The organism is Streptomyces luteoverticillatus, assembly GCF_003970715.1.
GTDB classification, from domain to species: domain Bacteria; phylum Actinomycetota; class Actinomycetes; order Streptomycetales; family Streptomycetaceae; genus Streptomyces; species Streptomyces abikoensis.
In genome coordinates this window covers 6,661,556-6,685,586 of the sequence record NZ_CP034587.1, presented here as the reverse complement: position 1 = coordinate 6,685,586, position 24,031 = coordinate 6,661,556, and the positions used below count along the sequence as shown (strand labels likewise).

27 protein-coding genes and 2 pseudogenes are annotated in these 24,031 nt (G+C 72.7%); 19 read left to right on the top strand and 10 right to left on the bottom strand.

All coding sequences use genetic code 11. The features are described from left to right. Positions 1-138: 138 nt before the first annotated feature. Positions 139-468, top strand: a complete 330-nt coding sequence (locus tag EKH77_RS29700) for a thioredoxin family protein (protein WP_126917320.1) — start codon at positions 139-141, stop codon at positions 466-468. Positions 469-493: 25 nt separating this feature from the next. On the opposite strand, the gene EKH77_RS34100 is transcribed toward EKH77_RS29700, so the two are convergent. Continuing rightward, entirely contained in the window at positions 494-1,033 is a 540-nt protein-coding gene (locus EKH77_RS34100; RefSeq protein WP_240667601.1) for a hydrogenase maturation protease, read from the bottom strand. Then, positions 1,030-2,757 (bottom strand): hydrogenase maturation protein, encoded by a 1,728-nt coding sequence (locus EKH77_RS29695; protein ID WP_240667600.1) that lies wholly within the window; start codon positions 2,755-2,757, stop codon positions 1,030-1,032. Before EKH77_RS29695 ends, EKH77_RS34100 begins: the two co-directional genes overlap by 4 nt. A 275-nt stretch (positions 2,758-3,032) precedes the next feature. On the opposite strand from EKH77_RS29695, the gene hypA reads away from it, so the two are divergent. The 6 genes from hypA to hypE all read left to right on the top strand — a co-directional run bounded on the left by hypA (position 3,033) and on the right by hypE (position 9,007). Continuing rightward, positions 3,033-3,389 (top strand): hydrogenase maturation nickel metallochaperone HypA, encoded by a 357-nt coding sequence (gene hypA / locus EKH77_RS29690; RefSeq protein WP_126917319.1) that lies wholly within the window; start codon positions 3,033-3,035, stop codon positions 3,387-3,389. Continuing rightward, positions 3,389-4,150 carry a hydrogenase nickel incorporation protein HypB gene (gene hypB / locus EKH77_RS29685; RefSeq protein ID WP_126917318.1) on the top strand — a complete coding sequence of 254 codons (762 nt, stop codon included), beginning with the start codon at positions 3,389-3,391 and terminating at the stop codon, positions 4,148-4,150. The genes hypA and hypB overlap by 1 nt, the downstream gene beginning before the upstream one ends. Before the next feature lie 41 nt (positions 4,151-4,191). Next, complete coding sequence (hypF, locus tag EKH77_RS29680; RefSeq protein ID WP_346429085.1) at positions 4,192-6,546, top strand: carbamoyltransferase HypF; 2,355 nt, start codon at positions 4,192-4,194, stop codon at positions 6,544-6,546. Then, complete coding sequence (locus EKH77_RS29675; RefSeq protein ID WP_126917316.1) at positions 6,509-6,802, top strand: HypC/HybG/HupF family hydrogenase formation chaperone; 294 nt, start codon at positions 6,509-6,511, stop codon at positions 6,800-6,802. The genes hypF and EKH77_RS29675 overlap by 38 nt, the downstream gene beginning before the upstream one ends. Further along, complete coding sequence (gene hypD / locus EKH77_RS29670; protein WP_126917315.1) at positions 6,799-7,932, top strand: hydrogenase formation protein HypD; 1,134 nt, start codon at positions 6,799-6,801, stop codon at positions 7,930-7,932. Before EKH77_RS29675 ends, hypD begins: the two co-directional genes overlap by 4 nt. A gap of 85 nt (positions 7,933-8,017) precedes the next feature. Then, entirely contained in the window at positions 8,018-9,007 is a 990-nt protein-coding gene (hypE, locus tag EKH77_RS29665) for a hydrogenase expression/formation protein HypE (protein ID WP_126918377.1), read from the top strand. Positions 9,008-9,027: 20 nt separating this feature from the next. On the opposite strand, the gene EKH77_RS29660 is transcribed toward hypE, so the two are convergent. Further along, positions 9,028-9,396, bottom strand: a complete 369-nt coding sequence (locus tag EKH77_RS29660) for a hypothetical protein (RefSeq protein WP_126917314.1) — start codon at positions 9,394-9,396, stop codon at positions 9,028-9,030. Between the two features lie 112 nt (positions 9,397-9,508). On the opposite strand from EKH77_RS29660, the gene EKH77_RS29655 reads away from it, so the two are divergent. Genes EKH77_RS29655 through EKH77_RS33175 form a run of 7 tightly spaced genes read left to right on the top strand, consistent with a single transcriptional unit; the run spans position 9,509 to position 15,421 of the window. Next, a complete protein-coding gene (locus EKH77_RS29655) occupies positions 9,509-10,957 on the top strand; it encodes a hypothetical protein (RefSeq protein WP_430981016.1) in 1,449 nt (482 codons plus the stop codon). Then, entirely contained in the window at positions 10,954-12,084 is a 1,131-nt protein-coding gene (locus EKH77_RS29650; RefSeq protein ID WP_126917313.1) for a hydrogenase expression protein HypE, read from the top strand. Before EKH77_RS29655 ends, EKH77_RS29650 begins: the two co-directional genes overlap by 4 nt. Continuing rightward, positions 12,081-13,877 carry a nickel-dependent hydrogenase large subunit gene (locus EKH77_RS29645; protein WP_126917312.1) on the top strand — a complete coding sequence of 599 codons (1,797 nt, stop codon included), beginning with the start codon at positions 12,081-12,083 and terminating at the stop codon, positions 13,875-13,877. The genes EKH77_RS29650 and EKH77_RS29645 overlap by 4 nt, the downstream gene beginning before the upstream one ends. Then, a complete protein-coding gene (locus EKH77_RS29640) occupies positions 13,870-14,415 on the top strand; it encodes a NifU family protein (RefSeq protein ID WP_126917311.1) in 546 nt (181 codons plus the stop codon). Before EKH77_RS29645 ends, EKH77_RS29640 begins: the two co-directional genes overlap by 8 nt. Beyond that, positions 14,412-15,026, top strand: coding sequence for a DUF5947 family protein (locus EKH77_RS29635; RefSeq protein ID WP_126917310.1), 615 nt, complete (start codon positions 14,412-14,414; stop codon positions 15,024-15,026). Before EKH77_RS29640 ends, EKH77_RS29635 begins: the two co-directional genes overlap by 4 nt. 11 nt (positions 15,027-15,037) lie before the next feature. After that, positions 15,038-15,244: a hypothetical protein gene (locus EKH77_RS29630; RefSeq protein WP_126917309.1), complete on the top strand. Its 207-nt coding sequence runs from the start codon at positions 15,038-15,040 to the stop codon at positions 15,242-15,244. 33 nt (positions 15,245-15,277) lie between these two features. Beyond that, positions 15,278-15,421, top strand: a complete 144-nt coding sequence (locus tag EKH77_RS33175) for a hypothetical protein (RefSeq protein ID WP_164737902.1) — start codon at positions 15,278-15,280, stop codon at positions 15,419-15,421. Positions 15,422-15,515: 94 nt separating this feature from the next. Here EKH77_RS33175 and EKH77_RS29625 read toward each other — a convergent pair whose 3' ends face one another. Beyond that, positions 15,516-16,094 carry a hemerythrin domain-containing protein gene (locus EKH77_RS29625; RefSeq protein ID WP_126917308.1) on the bottom strand — a complete coding sequence of 193 codons (579 nt, stop codon included), beginning with the start codon at positions 16,092-16,094 and terminating at the stop codon, positions 15,516-15,518. Positions 16,095-16,317: 223 nt separating this feature from the next. Here EKH77_RS29625 and qcrB point away from each other — a divergent pair, with 223 nt between their 5' ends. After that, positions 16,318-17,952 carry a cytochrome bc1 complex cytochrome b subunit gene (gene qcrB, locus EKH77_RS29620; protein WP_126917307.1) on the top strand — a complete coding sequence of 545 codons (1,635 nt, stop codon included), beginning with the start codon at positions 16,318-16,320 and terminating at the stop codon, positions 17,950-17,952. A 17-nt stretch (positions 17,953-17,969) separates the two neighbouring features. Here qcrB and ctaF read toward each other — a convergent pair whose 3' ends face one another. Continuing rightward, positions 17,970-18,359, bottom strand: coding sequence for an aa3-type cytochrome oxidase subunit IV (gene ctaF, locus EKH77_RS29615; protein WP_126917306.1), 390 nt, complete (start codon positions 18,357-18,359; stop codon positions 17,970-17,972). Next, positions 18,356-20,071: an aa3-type cytochrome oxidase subunit I gene (gene ctaD, locus EKH77_RS29610; RefSeq protein ID WP_126917305.1), complete on the bottom strand. Its 1,716-nt coding sequence runs from the start codon at positions 20,069-20,071 to the stop codon at positions 18,356-18,358. Before ctaD ends, ctaF begins: the two co-directional genes overlap by 4 nt. 167 nt (positions 20,072-20,238) lie before the next feature. Here ctaD and EKH77_RS29605 point away from each other — a divergent pair, with 167 nt between their 5' ends. The 3 genes from EKH77_RS29605 to EKH77_RS29595 all read left to right on the top strand — a co-directional run bounded on the left by EKH77_RS29605 (position 20,239) and on the right by EKH77_RS29595 (position 20,979). After that, complete coding sequence (locus tag EKH77_RS29605) at positions 20,239-20,400, top strand: CsbD family protein (RefSeq protein ID WP_126917304.1); 162 nt, start codon at positions 20,239-20,241, stop codon at positions 20,398-20,400. A gap of 108 nt (positions 20,401-20,508) precedes the next feature. Further along, positions 20,509-20,664, top strand: coding sequence for a DUF6131 family protein (locus tag EKH77_RS29600; protein ID WP_240667815.1), 156 nt, complete (start codon positions 20,509-20,511; stop codon positions 20,662-20,664). Between the two features lie 90 nt (positions 20,665-20,754). Next, positions 20,755-20,979: a DUF6458 family protein gene (locus EKH77_RS29595; protein ID WP_126917302.1), complete on the top strand. Its 225-nt coding sequence runs from the start codon at positions 20,755-20,757 to the stop codon at positions 20,977-20,979. Positions 20,980-20,982: 3 nt separating this feature from the next. On the opposite strand, the gene EKH77_RS29590 is transcribed toward EKH77_RS29595, so the two are convergent. The 3 genes and pseudogenes from EKH77_RS29590 to EKH77_RS29580 form a co-directional block, all read right to left on the bottom strand. After that, positions 20,983-21,528: a type 1 glutamine amidotransferase domain-containing protein gene (locus tag EKH77_RS29590; RefSeq protein ID WP_126917301.1), complete on the bottom strand. Its 546-nt coding sequence runs from the start codon at positions 21,526-21,528 to the stop codon at positions 20,983-20,985. Positions 21,529-21,567: 39 nt separating this feature from the next. Beyond that, on the bottom strand, positions 21,568-22,092 hold the full coding sequence (locus EKH77_RS29585; protein ID WP_126917300.1) for a DUF6328 family protein: 525 nt from the start codon (positions 22,090-22,092) through the stop codon (positions 21,568-21,570). Between the two features lie 19 nt (positions 22,093-22,111). Further along, positions 22,112-22,437 (bottom strand): annotated as a pseudogene (locus EKH77_RS29580) (plasmid stabilization protein). A 126-nt stretch (positions 22,438-22,563) separates the two neighbouring features. Here EKH77_RS29580 and EKH77_RS29575 point away from each other — a divergent pair. Then, positions 22,564-23,010: pseudogene (locus EKH77_RS29575) on the top strand (uracil-DNA glycosylase family protein); the annotation flags it as partial. Between the two features lie 52 nt (positions 23,011-23,062). On the opposite strand, the gene EKH77_RS29570 reads toward EKH77_RS29575, so the two are convergent. After that, entirely contained in the window at positions 23,063-24,028 is a 966-nt protein-coding gene (locus EKH77_RS29570) for a TIGR03557 family F420-dependent LLM class oxidoreductase (protein WP_126917298.1), read from the bottom strand. Positions 24,029-24,031: the final 3 nt, after the last annotated feature.

Below are 24,031 nucleotides of genomic sequence, written 5' to 3'. Positions count from 1 at the left end.
GATGGTGTGTCGCGGTTTCGCCGCCGGTCCGGTGTCCGGCGCTCCGCCGACGTGCGGGGCGGCCGGACTCGTGGAACGGTGTGGCGAGGTGCCGCGGGCCGCCGCGGAAGCCGACCCGTCGCGAGGGGATGCGGAAGCATGTCGGTCACGTCGTTGACGAGCCTGGACGAGTTCGAGAGGGCCATCGCCCTGGAGCGGCCCGTGGTCGTGTGCTTCTGCGCCACCTGGGCCAATCTCTGCCGGACGATCGTCCCGGTGTTCGAGAAGCTCTCGGAGCTGCCCGAGTTCACTCGCGCGGTGGGCTTCTACAGCGTCGACGTGGACGAGGCGTACGACGTCGTCCAGAAGGCGGGCGTCGGTCCCGTGCCCGCCTTCATCGCCTTCCGGGGCGGCAGCAGGCTCGCGGAGGTGGTGGCGCCGGCTCCGGACGCGCTGCGGGAGTTCGTCCTCGCCGCCGGGGACTCCTGAGCGACGACCACGCGGTCGTCGGGCGTCAGCCCGGCAGCCGCTCGGCCGCGTGCCCGGGCAGCAGCTCCGCCACGACGGTCTCCAGGAGCCGTACCGCCTCGCCGACCGACGCGCGGACGGGGTCGCTGAGGCCGTGGACGACGTCGGGCTCGTCGCCGCGCATGCGCGTGAGCGGCTCGCAGCCCACGAGCACCACGCGGGGGAAGGCCAGACCCTCCCAACCGGCCAGTTCGCGCGCGGTGGCCAGGACCTTCACCGGGTCCATGCCGTGCGCCTCGGGGACGGCCGGGGCGAGGTCCGTACCGGGTCCGTCGACGTCCAGGACGTACAGGGTGCCCGGGGCGCCGCCGCGCGGCACGGCGTCGACGAGGACCGCGGCGTCGTAGCCGTCCAGCAGCCGGTAGACGAGGTCCATGCCCCGGATGCCGAAGTCGGCGGCGTCCACGCCGTCCGGCAGGGAGGCCTCGCGCAGGGCGGCGATCACCTCGGGGCCGAAGGCGTCGTCGGCGAGGAAGATGTTGCCGATGCCCGCGACGAGGACGCGCGGGCGGGCCGGGGCGGTCACCGCCGCCGCTCCGGGAAACGGCGGACCGGGCGCGGCCGTGAGAGCCGGTCCAGGTGTTCCCCTGCGCCCGGTGCCGGCTGTTTGCGGACGAACGCCGAGCGCAGGGCGTGGTAGGGGGCGTCGGGGGTGAAGAAGGCCGCGCGCATGTGGCGCAGTTCGTCGGCGCGGTATGCGGCGAGCGGCCGGATCCGCTCGTCCTTCTCGCGGGCCGCCTTCTTCGCGGCGATCCGGGCGGCCGTGTCGGTGTGGCGGGTGAGGGCGTCGGCCGTGCGGGCGACGGCGGCCGCGAACTCCCCCGGTGAGGCGGGCAGGACGCGGTCGACGAGCCCGAGGACGAGGGCGCGGGCGGCGCTGACCGGCGCGGCCTGTTCCGTCAGCGCCGCCGCCTGTTCGGCGCCGACGCGCCGGGGCAGGGTGTAGGTCCAGTACTCGGAGCCGTACAGGCCCATCAGCCGGTAGTGGGGGTTGAGGACGGCGCCGTCGCGGCACCACACCTCGTCGGCGGCGAGCGCCAGCATGGCCCCGCCCGCGCCGGCGCCGCCGCCGACGGCCGCGACGACGAGCCGGTCGGTGGTGGTCAGCACGGCCTCGACCAGGTCGTCCATGGCGTTGATGTTCGCCCACGACTCGGCGGCGGGGTCGGCCGCGGCCTCGATGACGTTGAGGTGGATGCCGTGGGAGAAGATGTCGCGTTCGCCGCCGAGCACCAGCAGCGCGGTGGGGCGCCGGCAGGCCTGGCGGTAGGCGTTGAGCAGGCGCCGGCAGTGGGCCGTGCTCATCGCGCCGCCGGGGAAGCGGAACCGGAGGAAGCCCACCGGTCCGGCCTCGGTGTAGCGGATGTCGCTCCAGGTGTGCCGGCCGGGCGGCGGCTGGAGGGGGGCCGGGATCTCGGGGACGGGCGGCAGGCGGTCGCCGAGGGCGAGGGCGGCGGGCAGTTTCAGGCCGGGCGGACCGGATTCCGTGCGGCAGCGCCGCAGTTCGGGGATCCACACCGCTCCGTCGGCGGTCGCGCGGCAGACGGCGCCCGCCCGGGTGGCCAGCACCCGCCCGGGCCGGCCGCGCAGCCGGTCCTCGGCGTGGCCGCCGTGCAGGAACCACTCGGCGCCCAGGAGTTCGTCCCGTACCCCCGGCTGAGAGTCGGCGGCCCGCAGGGCGCGCAGCACGGACTCGGTCGGCTGCTCCCGCCAGTCGATCCGGCGCTCCTCCTGCCGCAGGTACGGGCGGGCCCGCACGGGCAGGCCGGCCTGGGGGCGGGGTGTCCAGCGGCCCGAGGCGTGACGCTCGACCGCGAGGAGGACGGCCCGGACGGCGGCGTCCGCGACCTCCCCCCGGTACAGGTCGCTCTTGGCCACCCCGTCGGGCACGGCGAAGCCCTCGTCCGCCCAGACGGCCCCGGCGTCCATCTCCTCCTCGGCCTGAAGCACCGTCACCCCCCAGTGGCGGGCGCCGTCGCGCAGGGCGTGGTCGAGGGAGGACGGGCCCCGGTCCCCCGGCGGCCCTGGGTGGACCACCAGGCAGGTGTGCCGGGACCAGACGTCCCGGGGGATCGCCGTGCGCAGCATCGGCGCGACGACCAGGTCGGCCGGGTGGCGGTCGACCGCCGCGCGCACGGCGTCCTCGTCGTCCACCACGGCGACGGCCGGGCTGTGGCCGTGGTCGCCGAGTTCGGCGAAGACCCGCTGGGTGAGGCTGTTGAACGCGCTGGCGACGAGCAGAATGCGCACGGCGACCGTCCTCCCGTGTGGGATGCGTCGGATGGGGACTGGGGGGCGGGTGTGGCCCGCCGTTCCCGAGGCGATCGTCACCGAGCGGCGGCGGGGCGCGACGGCGCGCGGCCGTGCGGGTGTGCGGGATTGCGCCGCGCGGGCGAATACGTGCGGCCGCATGGACCGCTCCGGCCCCGCCGCACGGCCGGGGGCGCCGCGAGCCGGTCACTGTGGGGGCGTACGTGCTCCCGTGGGGCACTTGACGGTCACGGGCGACGGGAGCGGCGAGGCGGATGCACGAGCTGTCCATCGCCGAGGCGATCGTCGAACGGGCGGCGGAGACCGCCCGGCTCCACGGCGGCGGACGCGTCACGGCGGTGCGGGTGAGGGTGGGCGAGCTGGCGGGCGTCGTACCCGACGCGCTGCGCTTCTCCTTCGAGTTGGCCAGGGCGGGCACCGCGCTGGAATCGGCGCGGCTGGTGGTGCGGGACGTCCCGGCCCTGGCCCGCTGCGCGCCTTGTGGCGGCGATTTCGCCGTCGGCTCGCCCCCTTCGATGTGGTGTCCGCGCTGCGACGAGCTGTCGCGGGAACTGCTGGGGGGCCGGGAGCTGGAGGTCACCGCCATCGAACTCGAGGAGGCGAGCGGGTGATGTGCCGCGTGGTGGATGTGCGACGGGCGGTCCTGGCGAAGAACGACACCCTGGCCGGTGCGCTGCGCGAGGAACTCGCCGGCCTGGGCACGATCGTGGTGAACCTGCTGTCCAGTCCGGGCAGCGGCAAGACCGCCCTGCTGGAGCGGGTCCTGGCGCACACGAGCGCGCGGGGCGTGCCCACGGCGGCGCTGACGGCGGACCTCGCCACGGAGCACGACGCGCGCCGCCTGGCCCGCTCCGGCGTGCCCGTCCGGCAGGTGCTGACCGGCGGGCTGTGCCATCTGGAGGCCGCGCAGCTCCGCGCCCATCTGGAGGGCTGGCTGCCGGCCGGCACCCGGGTGCTGTACGTGGAGAACGTCGGCAATCTCGTCTGCCCGGCCTCCTACGACCTGGGCGAGACGCTGCGGATCACGCTGATGTCGGTGACGGAGGGCGAGGACAAGCCGCTGAAGTACCCGACGGCCTTCGGCCTCGCGCATCTGGTCGTGCTCACCAAGACCGACCTGGAGCGGGCGGTGGGCTTCGACCGGGCGGCGTTCGTACGGAACGTCACCGGCGTCAATCCCGGGGTGGAGATCGCGGAGACGTCGGCGCGGTCCGGGGAAGGCGTGGAGTCGCTGGTGGACCGGGTGCTGGCGGTGGTGCGGGGAGCGGCCGTCCACCGGCCGGTGATGGCGGCGGCCGCCCCCGCGCACTCCCATGGCACGGATGGCGGGCACGCCCTCCCCCTCGGGGACCCGGCGGGCCGCCTGCCGTGACGACGGCCCGTCAGGCGTCCCCCGTCCGGTGCCGTCTGGTCGTGCGCGGCACGGTGCAGGGCGTCGGCTTCCGCCCGTTCGTGCACGGCCTGGCCCGTGAGCTCGGCCTCTCCGGCTATGTCGTCAACGACCCGGAGGGCGTCGTCACCGAGGTGGAGGGAGCGCCGGAGCCGGTGCGGGCGTTCTGCGAACGGCTCACCGCCGCGCCCCCTCCGCTGGCCGTGGTCGTCTCCGTCTCGCAGCGGGCCCTGCCCGCCCGGGGCGGCGGGGCGGGGTTCACGATCCTCCCGTCCGGGACGGGCCCCGGGCGTACCCGGGTGCCGCCCGACGCGGCCCTGTGCGACGGCTGCCTCGCGGAGCTCACCGATCCGGCCGACCGCCGCCACCGGCACCCCTTCATCACCTGCACCCACTGCGGGCCGCGGTTCACCCTCGTCACCGGCCTGCCCTACGACCGCCCGCGCACCACGATGGCCTCCTTCCCGCTGTGCGAGCGGTGCGCCGGCGAGTACGCCGACCCCACCGACCGGCGCTTCCACGCGCAGCCCGTGTGCTGCCCCGGCTGCGGCCCCCGGCTGCGGCTGGAAGACGGCCCCGACACGGCATACGGCACGCGGTACGGCGCCGGGGCCATGGCGGAGGCCCGGGCGCTGCTGGCGCGCGGCGCGGTGCTGGCCGTCAAAGGGGTGGGCGGCTATCACCTGGCCTGCGACGCGGGCGACGAGGACGCCGTCGCCCGGCTGCGGGCGGCCAAGGAGCGCGGTGGCAAGCCCTTCGCCGTCATGGCCGCCGACCTGTCGGCCGCCCGGTCCCTCGCCCCGGTGGGCGAGGCCGAGGAGCGGCTGCTGACCGGGCCCCGGGCCCCCGTCGTCCTGCTGCGCCGGGCCGGCCCACCCGCCGTGCCGCTCGCCCCCTCCGTCTGCCCTGGTGCCCCCGACATCGGGGTGATGCTGCCCTACAGCCCCGTGCACCGGCTGCTGTTCGGGCTGCCCGGCGACCCGCCCGGCCCGAGGGTCCTGGTGATGACCAGCGGCAACCGGTCCGGCGAGCCGATCGTGACCGACGACGCGGAGGCCGCCGAACGGCTGTCGGAACTGGCCGACGCGCGCCTGGCCCACGACCGGCCGATCCACGCGCCGTGCGACGACTCGATGGTCCGCGTGCGCGCCGACGGCAGCGTCCTGCCGCTGCGCCGCTCGCGCGGCTACGTCCCCGAACCGCTCGCCCTGCCCTTCGACATCCCGCCCCTCCTGGCCGTGGGCGGCGACGTGAAGAACGCCTTCTGCCTGGGGCTCGGCCGTTCGGCCTGGATGTCCCAGCACATCGGCGACCTCGGTGAACTCTCCGCGCTCACGGCCCTGGAGCGGGCCGTCGAGCACCTCACCGGCCTCACCGGAGTGCGGCCCGAGGCGCTGGCGGCCGACCGTCACCCCCGCTACCGCTCGGCCGCCTGGGCCCGGGAACGCGCCCGGGGGCGCCCGCTGCGGCTGGTGCAGCACCACCACGCCCACATCGCCTCCGCCATGGCCGACGCGGGCCTGGACGGCACCGCGCCCGTCATCGGCGTCGCCTTCGACGGCACCGGCTACGGGGACGACGGCGCGGTGTGGGGCGGCGAGGTCATGCTCGCCGACTACACCGGCCACCGGCGCGCGGCCCACCTCGCCTATGTGCCGCTGCCCGGCGGCGACGCGGCCGTCCGCAACCCCTGCCGCATGGCCCTGGCCCACCTGCGGAGCGCCCGGCTCCCCTGGGACCCGGCCCTTCCGGCGGTGGCCGCCTGCGCGGAGGACGAACTCCGGCTGCTGGCAAAGCAGCTGGAGCGGCGGGTGGCGTGCGTGCCGACGTCCAGCATGGGGCGGCTCTTCGACGCCGTCTCCTCGCTCACCGGCGTCCGCCACCGGGCCGGGTACGAGGCGCAGGCGGCGGTGGAGCTGGAGGCGTACGCGGCCCGGGGCCTGGCCGATCACGGCCCGCCGTACGCGTTCGCGCTGCGCGGCGGCCGGGCGGCGGAGGACGGGCCGTGGCTGCTCGACCCGGCGCCGGTGCTGCGCGCGGTCGTGGCGGACGTCCGCGCCGGGACGCCCGTGGAGGTGGTCGCCGCCCGTTTCCACCTGGCCGTCGCCGACGCGGTGGCGGCCGTGTGCGCGGTCGTCCGCCGCCGGTCCGGTGTGGGCACGGTGGCGCTGACCGGCGGGGTGTTCGCCAACGCGGTGCTGGAGGAGGAGTGCGCCCGGCGGCTGGCCGGCGCCGGTTTCACGGTGGTGCGGCACCGGAACGTGCCCTGCGGCGACGGGGGGCTGGCGCTGGGTCAGTTGCTCGTGGCCGCGCGGGCGGGCGAGCGGAGAGGAGAGGACCGTGTGTCTTGCGGTGCCCGGCAGAGTCGTCGGGGTTGAGGAGCGGGACGGCACCCGCATGGCCAAGGTGGATTTCGGCGGCGTCGTGAAGGACGTGTGCCTGGCCTATCTGCCGGAGATCGAGGTCGGCGACTACGCCATCGTGCACGTCGGCTTCGCCCTGCAACGGCTGGACGAGGAGGCGGCGTTGGCGACGCTGGAGCTGTTCGCCCGGATGGGCGCGCTGGAGGAGGAGTTCGGCGACGCGTGGGGGCTCGCGGCCGCCGAGGCGGGAGAGCCGGAGGTGCCGAGGTGAGGTATCTGGAGGAGTTCCGCGACCCCGCGCTCGCCCGGCGGCTGCTGGACGAGATCCACGCGACCGTCACCCGGCCCTGGGCGCTGATGGAGGTGTGCGGGGGCCAGACCCACTCGATCATCCGGCACGGCATCGACCAGCTGCTCCCCGCCGAGGTGGAGCTGATCCACGGCCCCGGCTGCCCGGTGTGCGTCACCCCGCTGGAGGTGATCGACAAGGCGCTGGCCATCGCCTCCCGCCCGGACGTCGTCTTCTGCTCGTTCGGGGACATGCTGCGCGTGCCCGGCACCGGCCGGGACCTGTTCCGGGTCAAGGGCGCCGGCGGCGATGTGCGGGTGGTGTACTCGCCGCTGGACGCGCTGGAGATCGCGCGCCGCACCCCGGGGAAGCAGGTGGTGTTCTTCGGCATCGGCTTCGAGACGACCGCGCCCGCCAACGCCATGGCCGTGCACCAGGCGCGCCGGCTGGGCGTCCGCAACTTCAGCCTGCTCGTCTCCCACGTCCGCGTGCCACCGGCGATCGAGGCCGTCATGAGCTCGCCCCGCTGCCGGGTCCAGGGATTCCTGGCCGCCGGGCATGTGTGCAGCGTGATGGGCGTGGGCGAGTACCCGGAGCTGGCCGAGCGGTTCCGGGTGCCGATCGTCGTGACCGGCTTCGAACCGCTGGACATCCTCGAAGGCGTCCGCCGCACGGTCCGCCAGCTCGAGCGCGGCGAGCACCGGGTGGAGAACGCCTACCCGCGCGCCGTCCGCGACGAGGGCAACACCGCCGCGCTGCGCATGCTCGCCGAGGTCTTCGAGGTGACCGATCGCGCCTGGCGCGGCATCGGCACCATCCCGGCCAGCGGCTGGCGTCTGGCGGAGGACTACCGGGAGTTCGACGCCGAGCACCGCTTCGCCGTGACGGACGTCAGGACGCTCGAACTGGCGGCGTGCCGCAGCGGCGAGGTGCTCCAGGGCCTGCTCAAGCCGTACGAGTGCGAGGCCTTCGGCACGGCCTGCACCCCGCGCACGCCCCTGGGGGCGACCATGGTCTCCAGCGAGGGGGCGTGCGCGGCCTACTACCTCTACCGCCGCCTGGCCCACGGTCCGGCGGCCACGACCGGCAAGGAGGCGAGCTCCGTTGGCTGAGGGCATCGTGGAGACGGCCGGCGCGCTGCCGGACCCGGCGGAGTGGAGCTGCCCCGCGCCGCTGCCGGACCGGCCCGTCGTCGTCATGGGCCACGGCGGCGGCGGGGCGCTGTCGGCGGAGCTCATGACCGAGGTGTTCGCCCCCGCCTACGGCAACGACATCCTGGCCGTCCTCGGCGACTCGGCCGTGCTGCCCCTGGGCGGGGCCCGGGTGGCCTTCTCGACCGACTCCTACGTGGTGCGGCCGCTGTTCTTCCCGGGCGGCTGCGTCGGCGACCTGGCCGTCAACGGCACCGTCAACGACCTGGCCATGAGCGGGGCGCGGGCCGCCTACCTCTCCTGCGCCCTCGTCCTGGAGGAGGGCACGGAGCTGGCGGTGGTCGAACGGGTCGCCCGGGCGATCGGCACCGCCGCCGAGGCGGCCGGGGCCGTCGTCGCCACCGGGGACACCAAGGTCGTCGACGCCGGGCACGGCGACGGTATCTACGTCACCACCTCGGGCGTGGGGCTCGTCCCGGACGGGGTGGACATCCGCCCGCAACGGGCCCGGCCGGGCGACGTGGTCCTCGTCAGCGGGCCCGTCGGGCTGCACGGCGTGGCCGTGCTCAGTGTGCGCGAGGGCCTGGAGTTCGGTGTGGACGTCGTCAGCGACACCGCGCCGCTGGGCGGCCTGGTCGCCGCGATGCTCGCCGCCACCCGCGATCTGCACGTGCTGCGCGACCCCACGAGGGGCGGCGTGGCGGCGGCCCTCAACGAGATCGCCGCCGCCTCCGGGACGGGCGTCGTCCTCACCGAGGAGGCGGTGCCGGTGCCGGAGGCGGTCGCGAACGCCTGCGGGTTCCTCGGCCTCGATCCGCTCTATGTGGCGAACGAGGGGCGGCTGGTGGCCTTCGTCCCCCGGGAGCACGCGGACGCCGTACTCGCCGCGATGCGCGCGCACCCGCAGGGGGCCGGGGCGGCCGTCATCGGGGAGTGCGTGGCCGAGCACCCGGGCATGGTGGTGGCCCGCACCGGGCTGGGCGGCACGCGCGTGGTGGACCTGCCGGTGGGCGAGCAGTTGCCCCGGATCTGCTGAGGGCACCCCCGGGAGGGCGCTCAGATCTCCTCCTCCATCCGGATGGCGTCGCGCAGCTCGTCGAAGGCCTCGCCGCCCTCCTTTCCCTCGTGGTGCGCCAGCAGGGCCTTGGCGATCGCGTCGAGCTTGCGCTGGATCGCGTGCTCGGCCCGCAGCTCGGAGTTCTTGAGGAGGGCGAGCAACAGGAGCGTCACACTGGTCATCAGGCCGGCGGCGAGCAGTTCGAGTTCCGTGGACAGCTGGACGACGTGCATGGCCACGAAGTTGGCCACCAGCAGGAAGCACAGCCCGAAGAACGCGCGGGAGCTGGTGAAGTGGGAGGCCTTCTCCGCCAGCCGCTCGAAGGGCCGTCGTTCACCACCGCGCTCGGCCGGGTGCCGGATCGTCACGCCCTTCCGGGTACCCGTCCGGCTCCCGGTCACACCACTGCGCGCCGGAGCGAGCACATCCGGACAGATCATGTGAAAGTGGGGTGACTCCGCGCGCACTAGGGAGACCGCATTGGCACCGAACCGGGTGGGCACCGCAGCCGATCCCGCTTCCCCGTCGGAGTCCGCCTTCGACCGGGTGCGCGCCGTCGCGGACGCCGTCCTCTACGAGGGCTATCTGCTCTACCCCTACCGCCGTTCGTCGGGCAAGAACAGGGTGCGCTGGCAGTTCGGCGTGCTCGCGCCGCGCGACTGGGCCGAGGCCCAGGGGCCGGAGACGCCCGGCGTGGCCGGTTCCGCCGACTCGTGGCGGCAGCGCACCGAGTGCCTCGTCCGGGCGACGGGCCCCGACCCCGTGGTGCGGGTACGGGTGCGGTTCCTCCAGGTGCGGCGGAAGCGGGTGGAGCGGCGCACGCCCACCGGCGGTCACGCCCCGGTCGACACCCTGGAGGTGGCCGGGGCCGTCCACGTCCCCTTCGACGAGGCCGTCCCGCACGAGTGCGACATCGCCGTCCCGCTCGCCGACCTCCTGGCGCACGAGCGGGAGTTCGCCGTGGGGGCGCCCGGCGGGACGGAGACCGAGGAGTTGGACGGGGGCGCCGGGCGGGTGGTGCGGCAGCGGCTGCCGCTGCGGGCCCGGACGCTGCTGCGCGCCGAGCGCCTCGACGCCCGGAAGGGGCTGTTCCGGCTCAGGGTGCGCACGGAGAACACCGGGGCGGCCGGGCCTCGGAGCACGCGCGAGGAGGCGCTGCGCCACGCGCTGATCGCCACCCACACCGTCATCGGCGGCGACGGCCTGTGCTTCCTCTCCCTCCTCGACCCGCCGCCGTGGGCGCGCGCGCACGCCGCGGGCTGCCGGAACCTCCACACCTTCCCGGTGCTGGCGGGCGAGCCCGGCACATGCGACCTCGTCCTCTCCTCGCCCATCATCCTGCCCGACCGTCCCCGGGTGGCCCCGGAGAGCCCGGGCGATCTCCACGACGCCGCCGAGATCGACGAGATCCTCACCCTGCGCACGCTGCTCCTGACCGACGAGGAGAAACGCGAGGCGCGGGCCACCGACCGGCGGGCCGCGGAGATCCTCGACCGCGTGGACACCATGCCGCCGGAGGTGTTCGGCCGGCTGCACGGCGCGATCCGTTCGATGGGGCCGCGCGCCACCGGGGCGCCGGTGCCGTGGTGGCGGGAGGGCGGGGACGACGGGGTCTGCCCGGCCACGGACAGCGTGCTCGTCGACGGGGTCGTGGTGGCGGCGGGCGGCAGGGTGGTGCTGGCACCGCGCGGCCGGGGCGCCGACGCGCAGGACATGTTCCTCGCCGGCCGTACCGCCCGGGTGGCGGGGGTCTTCCACGACGTGGACGGCAGTGTGCGGCTGGCGGTGACGATCGAGGACGACCCGGCGGCGGAACTCCACGACTGGTACGGCCGGTTCCACTACTTCCGGCCGGAGGAGGTACGGCCCCTGGCCGCGAGCACCCACGACCAGGTCCATGACCGGGAACGAGGGAGGACGAGGACATGAGCGGCGACAACGGTTCCGCCGGTACCGGCGAGGCGACGGGCTTCGACGAGATCGACATCCTGTGGATCTCCGAGGGGATGAGCTGCGACGGCGACACGGTCTCCCTGACCGCCGCCGACCGGCCCGCCCTGGAGGACGTGCTGCTGGGGCTCGTCCCCGGCCTGCCGAAGGTGAACCTCCACAACAAGGTCCTCTCCCCCACCCTGGGCGGCGAGGAGTTCCTGGCCCCCTTCCGGGCCGCCGTCCGGGGCGAACTGGAGCCCTTCGTCCTCGTCATCGAGGGGTCGGTGCCCAACCAGAACATCATCGAGGGCGACGGCTACTGGACGTCCTTCGGCAACGACCCGGAGACCGGCGAGCCGCTCACCCTCAACTGGTGGATCGACCGGCTGGCGCCGAAGGCCTGGGCCGTGATGACCGCCGGGACGTGCGCCGCCTACGGCGGCATCCACGCCATGGCGGGCAACCCCACCGGCTGCATGGGCCTGGCCGACTACCTGGGCTGGGACTTCCGGTCCAGGGCCGGGCTGCCCGTGGTGAACGTACCGGGCTGCCCGATCCAGCCCGAGAACTTCATGGAGACCCTCGGCTGGATGCTCCAGCACGCCGCCGGCACGGCCCCCGCGCCACCGCTGGACCACATGCTGCGCCCGCAGTGGCTGTTCGGCAGGACCGTGCACGAGGGCTGCGACCGGGCGGCCTACTACGAGCAGGGCGACTTCGCCATGGACTACAACTCGCCCAAGTGCCAGGTGAAGATCGGCTGCTGGGGCCCGGTGGTCAACTGCGACGTCCCCAAGCGCGGCTGGATGGCGGGCGTCGGCGGCTGCCCGAACGTCGGCGGCATCTGCATCGGCTGCACCATGCCCGGCTTCCCCGACGCCTTCATGCCGTTCATGGACGAGCCCACCGGCGGCGCCCTCTCCGCCACGCTCATCAAACCGTACGGCGCGCTGGTCCGGCGCCTGCGCGGCATCACCAACACGGCCGTCAACCGCGAGCCCAAGTGGCACCACAACGGCCCCGACCTGACCAGCGGCTACGACCCCACCTGGCGCTCGCGCGGCACCCACGCACCGCGGAAGACCCGGGCGACGACACGAACGAAGAGGCGAGAACTCACATGACGGCAACGGCCGACCGGTCCACGGGGGAGCGCGAACCCGCGCGGATCGTGGAGATGTCCTGGGACCCCATCACCCGGATCATCGGCAACCTCGGCATCTACACGAAGATCGACTTCGCCAACCGCGAAGTGACCGAGTGCCACAGCACCTCGTCGCTGTTCCGCGGCTACTCCGTCTTCCTCAAGGGCAAGGACCCCCGGGACGCCGGCTTCATCACCTCGCGCATCTGCGGGATCTGCGGCGACAACCACACCACGTGCTCCGACTACGCCCAGCAGATGGCCTACGGCGTCAAGCCCCCGCCGCTCGCCGAGAGCATCGTCAACCTCGGCGAGGCGGCGGAGTACATGTTCGACCACACCATCTTCCAGGACAACCTGGTGTTCGTGGACTTCTGCGAGGCGATGGTCAAGGCCACCAACCCCGGTGTCCTCGCCCGCGCCGAACGCACCCAGGCGCCCCGCGGCGAGATCCACGGCTACCGCACCGTCGCGGACATCATGCGCGCCTTCAACCCCTTCGAGGGCGAGGTGTACAAGCAGGCGCTCAAGATCAGCCGGATCACCCGCGAGATGTTCTGCCAGATGGAGGGCCGGCACGTCCACCCCTCCACCCTCTACCCCGGCGGCGTCGGCACCCAGCCCACCCCCACCACCTTCACCGAGTACCTCTCCCGCCTGATGCGGATCCTCGACTTCGTCAAACAGTCGGTGGCGATGAACGACGACGTCTTCGACTTCTTCTACGAGGCCCTCCCCGGATACGAGGAGGTGGGACGCCGCCGGATCCTCCTCGGCTGCTGGGGCGCCTGGCAGAACCCCGACGTCTGCGACTACCGCTACGAGACGATGAACGACTGGGGCAAGGCCATGTACGTCACCCCCGGCATCATCGTGGACGGCAAGCTCGTCACCAACAATCTCGTCGACATCAACCTCGGCCTGCGCGTCCTGCTGGGCAGCTCCTTCTACGGGGACTGGACGGCCGAGGAGCCGTTCGTCACCCACGACCCGCTCGGCAACCCCGTCGACATCCGCCACCCGTGGAACCAGACCACCCTGCCCGAGCCGCAGAAGCGCGACTTCGACGGCAACTACAGCTGGGTGATGAGCCCCCGCTGGTACGACCAGGGCACCGGCAACCACCTGGCCCTCGACACCGGCGGCGGCCCCCTGGCCCGGCTGTGGTCCACCGCCCTCAACGGGCTCGTCGACACCCCCTACGTCAAGGCCACCGGCCACAGCGTGCGGATCACCCTGCCCAGGAGCGAGAAGCTGCCCGAGACCACGCTGGAGTGGAAGATCCCCCGGTGGAGCAACACCATCGAACGCGACCGGGCCCGCCCCTACTTCGTGGCCTACGCCGCCGCCATGGCCTTCACCTTCCTGGAGCGCGCCATGGACATGGTCCGCTCCGGCGAGACCCGCACCTTCACCGACTTCGAGGTGCCGGACGAGGCCATCGGCTGCGGCTTCCACGAAGCGGTGCGCGGCGTCCTCTCCCACCACCTGGTGATCAAGGACAAGAAGATCGCCAACTACCACCCCTACCCGCCCACCCCCTGGAACGCCAGCCCGCGCGACAGCTACGGCACCCCCGGCCCGTACGAGGACGCCGTGCAGGGGCAACCGATCTTCGAGGAGAACGGGCCGGACGACTTCAAGGGCGTCGACATCATGCGCACCGTCCGCAGCTTCGACCCCTGTCTGCCCTGCGGGGTGCACATGTACCTCGGCCGCGGCCAGGTGCGGAAGACCGTGCACTCCCCGACCTTCGGCGCCGGCCATGGCTGACCCCACGCCCCTGCTGACCCGCGCCGACGACCTGCTGGGGCAGCTGGAGGCCGCCCCCGGGCCCACCGCGCGGACCGCCCTGGAGGCCGTCCGGGTCCTCACCGAGCTCTACGGCGAGGCCCTGACCCGGGTGCTGGACGCGGCCGGTCCCGCGCTCGCGGAGCGCCTGGCCGACGACGAGCTCGTCGGGCATCTGCTGGCGCTCCACGGCATCCACCCCGAGCCGGTCGAACGGCGGGTGGCCCGGGCCGTCGAGGCCGTCCGGCCCGCCGTACGGGACCGGGGCGGCGAGCTGCGCCTGGCCGGGGTCGCCGACGGTGTCGCCACCGTCCGGCTCAGAACGTCCGGCTGTCCCTCCTCCGCCGCCGGTCTGGCGGACGCCGTCCGGGAGGCCGTGCTCGCGCTCGCCCCCGAGCTGTCGGACGTCCGCCGGGCGCCGGAGGACGAGGAACGGCCGCCGGACGAGCGACGGCCCGGCGCGTTCGTCCCCCTCGACGCCGTGCGCACCCGGGCGGCGACCGCCGGGAGGCCCTCGTGACCGGCGGGGCCCTGGCCCGGGTCATCGCCCGGCCGGCCGCCGGGCCCGCCGACGACCCGGACCGCTGCGATCTGTGCGGCGTCCCCGCCGAGGACGGCCACCGGCATCTGTACGGCACCGGACGGGCCGAGGTGCTGTGCGCCTGCCGGGCGTGCGCCCTGCTCTTCACCCGCGAGACCCCCGAGGCGGCCGGTGAGGACCACTACCTGCTGATCCCGACGCGCCGGGTCCGCCTTCCGCCCGTGCCCACGGAGGGGCTCGGCGTGCCGGTGGGGCTCGCCTTCTTCGTCCCGCGCGCCGACGGCGAGGTGACGGCCCACTATCCGAGCCCGGCCGGGGCGACGCGCTGGGAGGTCGTCCCGGAGAGCTGGCGCGAGGTCGTCGACCGGTGCCCGCCGCTGCGCACGCTCGTCCCCGAGGTGGAGGCCCTGCTCGTCAACACCGCCCGGGGACGGCAGGACCACTGGATCATCCCCGTCGACGACTGCTACCGGCTCGTCGCCCTGGTACGGCGGGAGTGGCGCGGCCTGTCCGGCGGCGACCGGATCCGGCCGGCGATCGAGGGCTTCTTCGCGGATCTCGCCGAACGCGGCGAGGACGCCCGGAGGTAAGGAGAGAGCGCATGGGCCGCATCCGGGTCGGCAAGGCCGACGTCAAACCCGACACCCCGACCCACGTCCGGGGCGTCCACGAGGGCAACAAGGGCCCGCACACCCGCCAGACCGGCCACCACGAGGACGGCACGTCCGACGCCCGGCGGTCGACGGGCATCCACGCGAAGGGGCACGACGCCCTCCTGGACGTCATGCCGAACATCCCGCCCGGCTGAGCCGGGCGCCCGTCGACCGAAGGAGTGCGACTCATGGCCAGACGACTGCTGATCACGCAGGCCCTGGTGGCCGGAGCGGTGACGCTCGGCATCCTGGTGAAGGAGTTCCCGGGGCTCGTCCGGGAGATCCGCATCTGGCGGATGGTGGGCCTCCGCTCCAGGACGGCCCGTTCCTGACCGCCCGCCCAGGACGGCCCGTTCCTGAACGGCCTCTTCTCGACCGCCCGTCCGGCCCGCCGCGCCGGTGAGCCCCGGCGGGCCGGCGGACGGTTCACCCGGAGGCCCGCCGGCCCCGGCCGGTGAGGAAGTCCCTGGCCCGGTCGAGCAGCCCCGTGCCGGGCACCAGCGGTCTGACGGCCGGCTCGGCGCGCGGGGCCGGCGGCCTGGGCCGGGTCGGGGCCGTGGCCCTCCCGGCGCGGACCTTCTCGCCCAGCTCCCGCAGCACCTCGGCCGGGCAGACGGCCTGCATCCGGGGGAAGAGCCGCTGCTCCTCCTCCAGCACGTGCGCGGTGACCTGATCCACCAGCGCCAGGAGCAGGAGGTCGAACTCCTCCTCGGCGGGCCCGCGTCGCTCCAGCTCCGCGAGGACGCGCTCGATGCCGGCGTGTTCGGCGAGTTCCCGCCCCTCCCACTCCGCTCCCCCGGGCAGGTGCTCGCGGACGGCGGGATACAGGTGCTGCTTCTCCAGGGCCCCGTGGCGCACCAGCTCGATGGTGGCGCGTTCGGTCAGTTCCTTGCGCTCCGTGCTGCCCGGGGCGGCGGCGCGGACGCGCTCGAAGAGACGCTGCACCTTCAGGTGGTCGGCGGTGAGTTCGCCGATGAGGTCCGCGTCCGCGGGGTCCCTGGGCACCGTGCTCCTTCCGGCGGGCGGGGGCTGCCTCGTGTGCCTCACTCCTTCCCCTCTCCGGGCGGAACCGCGCGGCGGTTGGGCCGATCGGCAGCACCCGTTGGGAGGAACGCCCGGCCCGTCGGGCCGGGGCTCTCCGGCGCACGGCCGGGGCCGTGCCGTGATCTATCTGTCGACATCTGTCCACCGGCGGTGGGACCGGTCCCGGAGGGAGCGTGGTGAACGCATGCTGCTGCGGAAGCGGAGGGCGATGCTCAGGGCCCGGGCGCGGCAGGCCGCCTTCACCGGGTACGTCGGGCTCGACCGCCGCGCCCCGGTCTCCGAAGTGGCCAGGGCGCTGTTCAGGAAGGCGTTCCCGGACCACTGGTCGTTCCTGCTGGGCGAGATCGCGCTCTACAGCCTGATGGTGCTGCTGATCACCGGCACCTATCTGACGCTGTTCTTCGACCCGGACCTGAGCAAGGAGGTCTACCAGGGTTCGTACGGGCCGCTGCGCGGGCTCCTCGCCTCCAACGCCTACACCTCGACGCTCTACATCAGCTTCGACGTGCGCGGCGGGCTGCTGATCCGGCAGACGCACCACTGGGCGGCCCTGGTGTTCGTGGCGGCCCTGGGTGTGCACATGCTGCGGGTCTTCTTCACCGGCGCGTTCCGCCGGCCGCGTGAGCTCAACTGGATGATCGGCGTGACGCTGTTCATGCTCGCGCTGCTGGAGGGCTTCTGCGGCTACTCGCTGCCGGACGACCTGCTGTCGGGCACGGGGTTGCGGACGGCCAATACGATCGTGATGTCGATCCCGGTGGTCGGCACTTACTTGAGTTTCTTCGTGTGGGGCGGGCCGTTCCCGGGACACATCGTGATGCGCCGCATGTACATCGCGCATGTGCTGCTCGTGCCGGGCCTGATGATCGCGCTGGTCGCGGCGCACCTGCTGCTGGTCGTGTATCTGAAGCACACCCACTGGGCGGAGCGGGGGCGGACGAACCGCAACGCGGTCGGCATGCCGATGTTCCCGCAGTTCGCCACCCGGTCGGTGGGGCTGAACCTCACGGTCTTCGGTGTGCTCGCGCTGCTGGGCGGCATCGCCCAGGTCAACCCGGTCTGGCTGTACGGGCCCTACCGGGCCGACCAGGTGTCGACGGGCGCCCAGCCGGACTGGTACGTGGGGTTCCTGGAGGGCGCCCTGCGGCTCATGCCGCCGTGGGAGAACGTGGTGGGCGGTCACACGTTGATGTGGAACGTCCTCCTGCCCGCGGTGGTGCTGCCCGGCGTGCTCTTCCTGGTGCTCTACCTCTACCCCTTCTTCGAGAGGTGGGTCACCGGGGACCTCATGGAGCACCATCTGTGCGACCGTCCCCGGGACCGGCCCGTGCGCACCGCCCTGGGCGTGGCGGCCGTCGTGTTCTACGCGGTGCTGCTGGCGGCCGCGGGCAACGACGTCACAGCGATGATCTTCCGGGTGTCCCTGGAGACGCTGACCTGGATCTACCGTGTGGCGGTGGTCGCCGGGCCGCCGCTCGCCTTCCTCGTCACCAAGCGGGTCTGCCTGGCGCTGCAGGCCCACGACCGCAAGCTGCTGCGGGAGGGTGAGGAGACGGGGGCGGTCAGCCAGTCGCCGGAGGGGCGGATGCGCGAGGGGAGCCGGCCGTTGGGGGCCGCGTACCGCTACCGGCTGCTGGTGCGCGACGTCCCGGCGCCGCTGTCCCGCCCGGCGGTGGGGTCGCCGCGCCGGTACCGGCTCCGGGCGGCGCTGAGCTCCTGGTACTACCGGGACCGGGTGGAGATGCCGGCCACCACCGAGCAGCGGCTCCAGGTCTCGGGCCGGACGCTGGGGCCGCTCCCGGGGGCGGAGGAGGAATAGGCGCCGGGGCGCCCGGGTCAGTCGTCCGCGTTCACGAACTGGAAGACCATGCCGAGGATTCCGGCGACGGTGACGGCGGCTCCCATGATGAACAGCCACAGCCCGTAGACGATGCCGAGCACCAGCAGGGCCGCGCCCAGGGCGGTGAGGGGCGGGTAGCCGCTGTGCGGCGGGAAGAAGTCCAGCGCGCCGCCGCGCTCGTGGATCCGCCCGTCGCGGCGGTCCTCCGGTCTGCCGCCCTTGCGGCGGTGGTTCACGGCGCAGAAGAAGGCGATGACGGACGCCATGAGGAAGCAGACGGTCAGCGCCGCGCCGCCGGCCGGTTCCCGGGCGAACCACATGTAGACCGCGTCGGTGAGGAGGAAGAAGACCGCGACACCGGCGAAGAGACAGGCCTCGGTCTTCATTCGCTGTGCTCTCCCAGCGTGTCGGGGGTCGGCTCGGCCTTGCCGGAGCCGGCCGGCAGGGCGCGGACCTCCGGGTGGTGGAGGTCGAAGGCGGGCGAGTCGGAGCGGATCCGTGGAATCGCCTCGAAGTTGTGGCGGGGCGGTGGGCAGCCGGTGGCCCACTCCAGCGAGCGCCCGTACCCCCAGGGGTCGTCGACCTCGACCTTCTCGCCGTACCGCGCCGTCTTCCAGACGTTGTACAGGAACGGCAGGGTGGACAGGCCGAGCAGGAACGCGCCGATGGAGGAGACGGTGTTCAGGACGGTGAACCCGTCGGCCGCCAGATAGTCGGCGTAGCGGCGGGGCATGCCCATCTCGCCGAGCCAGTGCTGGACGAGGAATGTCGTCTGGAATCCGGTGAACAGCGTCCAGAAGTGCACCTTGCCGATGCGCTCGTCCAGCATTTTCCCGGTGAGTTTGGGCCACCAGAAGTAGAAGCCGCCGAACATGGCGAAGACGATGGTGCCGAAGAGGACGTAATGGAGATGGGCGACGATGAAATAACTGTCGGTCAGATGGAAGTCCAGGGGCGGGGAGGCGATGACGACTCCGCTGAGCCCGCCCAGCAGGAAGGTCACCATGAATCCGACCGACCACAGCATGGGTGTCTCGAAGGAGACACTGCCCCGCCACATGGTGCCGATCCAGTTGAAGAATTTCACCCCGGTCGGTACCGCGATGAGGAAGGACATGAGTGAGAAGAACGGCAGCAGTACGGCGCCGGTGGCGAACATGTGGTGGGCCCAGACCGTGGCCGAGAGCATGGTGATGGCGATGGTCGCGCCGACCATTCCGGTGTAACCGAAGACGGGTTTGCGGCTGAAGACCGGCACGATCTCGGTCACAACGCCGAAGAACGGCAGGGCGACGATATAGACCTCGGGGTGGCCGAAGAACCAGAAGAGGTGCTGCCAGAGCAGGGCCCCGCCGTTCGCGGCGTCGAATACGTGGGCGCCGAATTTCCGGTCCGCCTCCAGCGCGAACAGGGCCGCCGTCAGCACGGGGAAGGCGGGCAGCACCAGAACCGCCGTGAGCAGGACGTTCCAGGTGAACAGCGGCATCCGGAACATGGTCATCCCCGGGGCCCGGAGGCACAGGATCGTGGCGATGAAATTGACCGAGCCCAGCGTCGTGCTCACTCCCGTCAGCACCAGGCCCATGGCCCACAGGTCGCCGCCCGCGCCCGGCGAGTAGACGCCGCCGTTCAGCGGGGCGTAGGCGAACCAGCCGAAGGACGCCGCCCCGCCGGGCACGACGAGCCCGGAGACGACCATCAGCCCGCCGAAGAGGAACAGCCAGTACGTCAGGGCGTTCAGGCGGGGGAAGGCGACGTCGGGGGCGCCGATCTGGAGTGGCATGACGGCGTTGGCGAACCCCGTGAACGTGGGGGTCGCGAAGAGCAGCATCATGATCGTGCCGTGGATGGTGAACAGCTGGTTGTACTGGGTGGTGCTGAAGAGCTGAAGTCCCGGCCGGGCGAGCTCCGCCCGCATCAGCATCGCCAGCAGGCCTCCGAGCAGAAAGAACCCGAAGGAGGTCACCAGGTACATGTTCCCGATCGTCTTGTGATCGGTCGTGGTGAGGTATTCCCTGATCCGGCCGCCCAGGCCGCCGCCCAGGTCGGAGGAGTCCTCCGGGGGCTCCAGGACGCGATCGATCTCCAGCTGCGGCATCGCCTCTCCGTTCCCTGCGGCCGTGACCGGTAAACGGGGCATTCAGCCGTCGGGCACGGGAGCGTCACCCGTTCGCCCGCGCCGGACCCCGGTTGCGGTCCCGGAAGGCAAGGAGTGAGCTGGAGGCACAGGCAATTCCGTCCTTTCCGTCCTTTGGAGTGGGGATCATGGGCAAGGCGAAGGGAAAGGCCAAGCAGGTCAAGGGCACCCTGAAGGAAACCGCCGGGCGCGTCACGGGTGACCCGAAGCAAGAGGCCCGGGGCCATATCGAGAAGCTGGAGGGAAAGGCCCAGGAGGCGGCCGCCAAGGTCAGGAAGTCCGGCAAGTAGCGATGCGGGAGCGCCGCCCCCGGCGGCACTCCCGGGCCTTCCCGGCGCACCGCCCCGGAGATATCCTGAAACTTGATGAAACAACCGAGTAAAACTCAGGAGATCGTCGTGATCATCCTAGGTGTCATCCTTCTCATCGTCGGATTCTTGCTGGGTCTCCATATCCTGTGGACGATCGGCATCATCCTGCTGGTCGTAGGCCTGATTCTGTGGGTCCTGGGGGCGGCGGGTCACGCCGTCGGCGGCCGGCGTCACTATTGGTAGGAGGCCGCGGTCATACGTGAGAGGCCCGATGGTTGACTCTCCCGGCCGGGGGTACGCGCTCCTGAGCCGAACCGATGGAGGTAATCAACCATGGGCATGGGATGGTGCATCGGCCTCATCGCTGTGGGCGCGATCCTCAGCTTCGCCGTGGACTGGCACGTACAAGGCATGAACATCACGCTTGTCGGCCTGATCCTGATGGCGGTCGGCTTCCTCGGCACCGCCGCGTATGTGAGCGTGTTCAAACGCCGGCATACCCAGCCGCCACCTCCGGCCGCCCCGGTCATCGAGGAGGACCACCGCTTCACCCGCTGAGACTCACCCGCCGCGCTGCTTCCGGAGTTCTTCGGTCAGCGCGGCGCCGAACGCCTTGAGGTCCTTGGGCTTACGGCTGGTGATCAGCATGTTGGGGCCGTCACCGCAGACGACGACCTCTTCGTCGACCCAGTTCCCGCCCGCGTTGCGAATGTCGGTGCGCAGACTGGGCCAGGAAGTGAGGGTGCGACCGTCGACGACGTCGGCCTCGACCAGCGTCCACGGGGCGTGGCAGATCGCGGCGACGGGCTTCCCGGCGGTGAAGAACGCTTGGATGAAGGCGATGGCGCGTTCGTCCAGGCGCAGCGCGTCGGGGTTGGCGACTCCGCCCGGCAGCACCAGCAGGGCGTAGTCGTCGGGCCGGGCCCGGTCCAGGTCGGTGTCGACGGCGAAGGTGTCCGCCTTGTCCAGGTGGTGCAACGCCTGGACGCGCCCCGCTTTGGTGGAGACCAGCTCGGGGGTGCCTCCGGCGTCCCGCACGGTCTGCCAGGGGTCGGTGAGTTCGATCTGTTCGACACCTTCCGGTGCCACGAGGAACGCGATGCGCATCTCGGGTGACACTCCTTTCCCAGGGGTCCGGTCCCGCGGTTATTTCCTGCGTTCGTACCGGTGCAGCGCCCAGCCGGGGAGCCCGAACCAGCAGAGCACCAGCCAGGCGACCACGCCGCCGACCACCCAGGGCACCGCCGCGTTGTGGAGGGCGATCCGCAGGATCAGCAGCAGCGCCGAGGTGACGGTGGCCAGCAGCAGGACCACGCCGGCCATGGTCAGCCGCGCGGCCCAGGTCACGGTCTGTGCCTTGAGCCGGTGTCCGCTGACGATCCGGTGGAAGGCCACCGGCCCCACCAGGGCGCCGGTCGTGGCCGCGCCCAGCACCACGGTGACGACGTAGATGGCACGGTCGGTGTCGCCGAGGGTGGCGAAGCGGGGGGTGAAGGCGACGGTGAGCAGGAAGCCGAAGAGGATCTGGACACCTGTCTGGGTGACGCGTACTTCCTGGAGCAGTTCGGTCCAGCGGCGGTCCGCCCGTTGGGCCGGGGACTCGTGACGGCCGTCCCGCCTGGGCCCCTCGGCTTCCGGCGGGTCCGTTCCGGCTGCTCCGTTCGCGGGCATGCGGCCCCCCGTGACCGGGTCAGCTCCGGCCCAGGGCCCGCTTCAGCTCGTCCTTGTTCATGTTCGAGCGGCCCTCGATGTTCTTCTGCTTGGCCTCGTTGTAGAGCTGTTCCTTGGTCGGGCCCTGGGAGCCGGAGTGCGAGCGTTTCCCGCCGCGTTGCGAGGACGACATGTCCTGGAGCGAGGAACGGCTGGCCGTCTTCGACTCCCCCGAGCGGGCCCGCTCCTTGTTGACGGTGCGCGCCGCGATCTCCTCCGCCCGTTTCGTACTCTCCCCCGGTCCAGCGCGCTGTCCTTGATGTGCTCGTACTGCCGCTCACGCTTGGAGCTGGAACCCCTGGGCATCACCGACTCCTCTCGCTCATTCACGCACATGCCCACCGTGGCACTGGCGACACCACGGCGCAGGGCGAGAGCCGCCGATCGGACGGTGCGGGGGCGACACTGTGACCGACCCCAGGGAGGATCGACATGTCACAAGGACCCGAGGGCTACGACGCGGGGCCCTATGTGCCCGAAGGAGCCGGCCTGCGTGCCCTGAGGGACGCGGCGGCGGGCTGTCAGGGCTGTCCCCTGTACCGGGAGGCGACCCAGACGGTCTTCGGCGCCGGTGACACCTCGGCGCGCATGCTCCTGGTGGGCGAGCAGCCGGGCGACCAGGAGGACCGGCAGGGCCGGCCGTTCGTCGGCCCCGCCGGCGGTGTGCTGGACCGGGCCCTCGGCGAGGCCGGCATCGACCCCGAGGGGACGTATGTCACCAACGCCGTCAAGCACTTCAAGTTCGAGCCGGCGCGGCGCGGCAAGCGCCGTATCCACAAGGCGCCGGACCTGAAGGAGATCAGGGCGTGCAAGCCGTGGCTGGCGGAGGAGCGGGCCGCGATGCACGCGGGGCTGGTGGCGGACCTGAAGGTCGCGGCCCGGCTGCTGGGCTGACGCGGGGCGTCCGCGGCCCTCGGAGTTCGCGCGGGGTTCAGAGTTCGCGCAGGGCCGGGAGGAGTTCGGCGGCCGCCCAGCGGAGGTACTCCTCCTGGTGGCCGCCGCCGATCTGGACGAGGGCGATCTCGGTGAACCCGGCCTCGGCGTAGGGGCGGACGGCCTCGACGAAGTCCCGCACGTCCGAGCCGCACGGGATGGCGTCCGCCACGTCGTCCTTGGTGACGAACCGCGACGCCGAGGCGAAGGCGATGTCGTGGGGGAGCTCGGCGTTCACCGGCCAGCCCAGCCCGAACCAGCGGAACTGGTCGTGGGCGCGGGCGACGGCCGCGTCGCGGTCCCGGTCGTAGCAGACGGGCAGCTGGCCGACGCGGGGTTTGCCGGAGCCGCCGTGGCTGTCGAAGGAGTCGAGGAGTTCCTTGCGCGGCTCGGTGGCGATGACCAGGTCGGCGAGGTGGCCGGCGATGCGGCAGGAGTCCTCGCCGGAGACGGCGATGCCGATGGGCGGGACGGGGTCGGGCAGGTCCCACAGCTTCGCGTGGGCGACGTCGTAGTGGGCGCCGTGGTGGGTGAGCGTCCGGCCCTCGAACAGGGCCCGGATGATCGTCACCGCCTCCGCCAGCTTCTCCTGCCGGATGTCGACCGAGGGCCAGCCCTCACCGACCACGTGCTCGTTGAGGTTCTCCCCGGAGCCGAGCCCGAGCCGGAAGCGCCCTTGGGAGAGTGCCTGGACGGTGGCCGCCTGCTGGGCGACCACGACGGGGTGGTAGCGGGTGGTGGGGCAGGTCACGAAGGTCATCAGCGGGATGCGGGAGGTGGCTTGCGCGGCGGCCCCGAGGACGGCCCACGCGTTGGGGCTGTGTCCCTGGGAGGCGAGCCAGGGGAAGTAGTGGTCCGAGATCACCGAGAAGTCGAAACCCGCCTCCTCGGCGCCCACGAGATGGGCGACGAGATCCCTCGGTCCTGCCTGTTCCGTCATCATCGTGTAGCCGATTCGCGCCATGGG

Excerpts from the sequence above, each read along its gene's own strand:
- EKH77_RS29700 (WP_126917320.1), top strand. The coding sequence starts at position 139 with ATGTCGGTCACGTCGTTGACGAGCCTGGACGAGTTCGAGAGGGCCATC.
- hypA (WP_126917319.1), top strand. The coding sequence starts at position 3,033 with ATGCACGAGCTGTCCATCGCCGAGGCGATCGTCGAACGGGCGGCGGAG.
- hypB (WP_126917318.1), top strand. The coding sequence starts at position 3,389 with ATGTGCCGCGTGGTGGATGTGCGACGGGCGGTCCTGGCGAAGAACGAC.
- hypE (WP_126918377.1), top strand. The coding sequence starts at position 8,018 with ATGGGCCACGGCGGCGGCGGGGCGCTGTCGGCGGAGCTCATGACCGAG.
- EKH77_RS29650 (WP_126917313.1), top strand. The coding sequence starts at position 10,954 with ATGAGCGGCGACAACGGTTCCGCCGGTACCGGCGAGGCGACGGGCTTC.
- EKH77_RS29645 (WP_126917312.1), top strand. The coding sequence starts at position 12,081 with ATGACGGCAACGGCCGACCGGTCCACGGGGGAGCGCGAACCCGCGCGG.
- EKH77_RS29640 (WP_126917311.1), top strand. The coding sequence starts at position 13,870 with ATGGCTGACCCCACGCCCCTGCTGACCCGCGCCGACGACCTGCTGGGG.
- EKH77_RS29630 (WP_126917309.1), top strand. The coding sequence starts at position 15,038 with ATGGGCCGCATCCGGGTCGGCAAGGCCGACGTCAAACCCGACACCCCG.
- EKH77_RS33175 (WP_164737902.1), top strand. The coding sequence starts at position 15,278 with ATGGCCAGACGACTGCTGATCACGCAGGCCCTGGTGGCCGGAGCGGTG.
- qcrB (WP_126917307.1), top strand. The coding sequence starts at position 16,318 with ATGCTGCTGCGGAAGCGGAGGGCGATGCTCAGGGCCCGGGCGCGGCAG.
- ctaF (WP_126917306.1), bottom strand. The coding sequence starts at position 18,359 with ATGAAGACCGAGGCCTGTCTCTTCGCCGGTGTCGCGGTCTTCTTCCTC.
- ctaD (WP_126917305.1), bottom strand. The coding sequence starts at position 20,071 with ATGCCGCAGCTGGAGATCGATCGCGTCCTGGAGCCCCCGGAGGACTCC.
- EKH77_RS29605 (WP_126917304.1), top strand. The coding sequence starts at position 20,239 with ATGGGCAAGGCGAAGGGAAAGGCCAAGCAGGTCAAGGGCACCCTGAAG.
- EKH77_RS29595 (WP_126917302.1), top strand. The coding sequence starts at position 20,755 with ATGGGCATGGGATGGTGCATCGGCCTCATCGCTGTGGGCGCGATCCTC.
- EKH77_RS29590 (WP_126917301.1), bottom strand. The coding sequence starts at position 21,528 with ATGCGCATCGCGTTCCTCGTGGCACCGGAAGGTGTCGAACAGATCGAA.
- EKH77_RS29585 (WP_126917300.1), bottom strand. The coding sequence starts at position 22,092 with ATGCCCGCGAACGGAGCAGCCGGAACGGACCCGCCGGAAGCCGAGGGG.
- EKH77_RS29570 (WP_126917298.1), bottom strand. The coding sequence starts at position 24,028 with ATGGCGCGAATCGGCTACACGATGATGACGGAACAGGCAGGACCGAGG.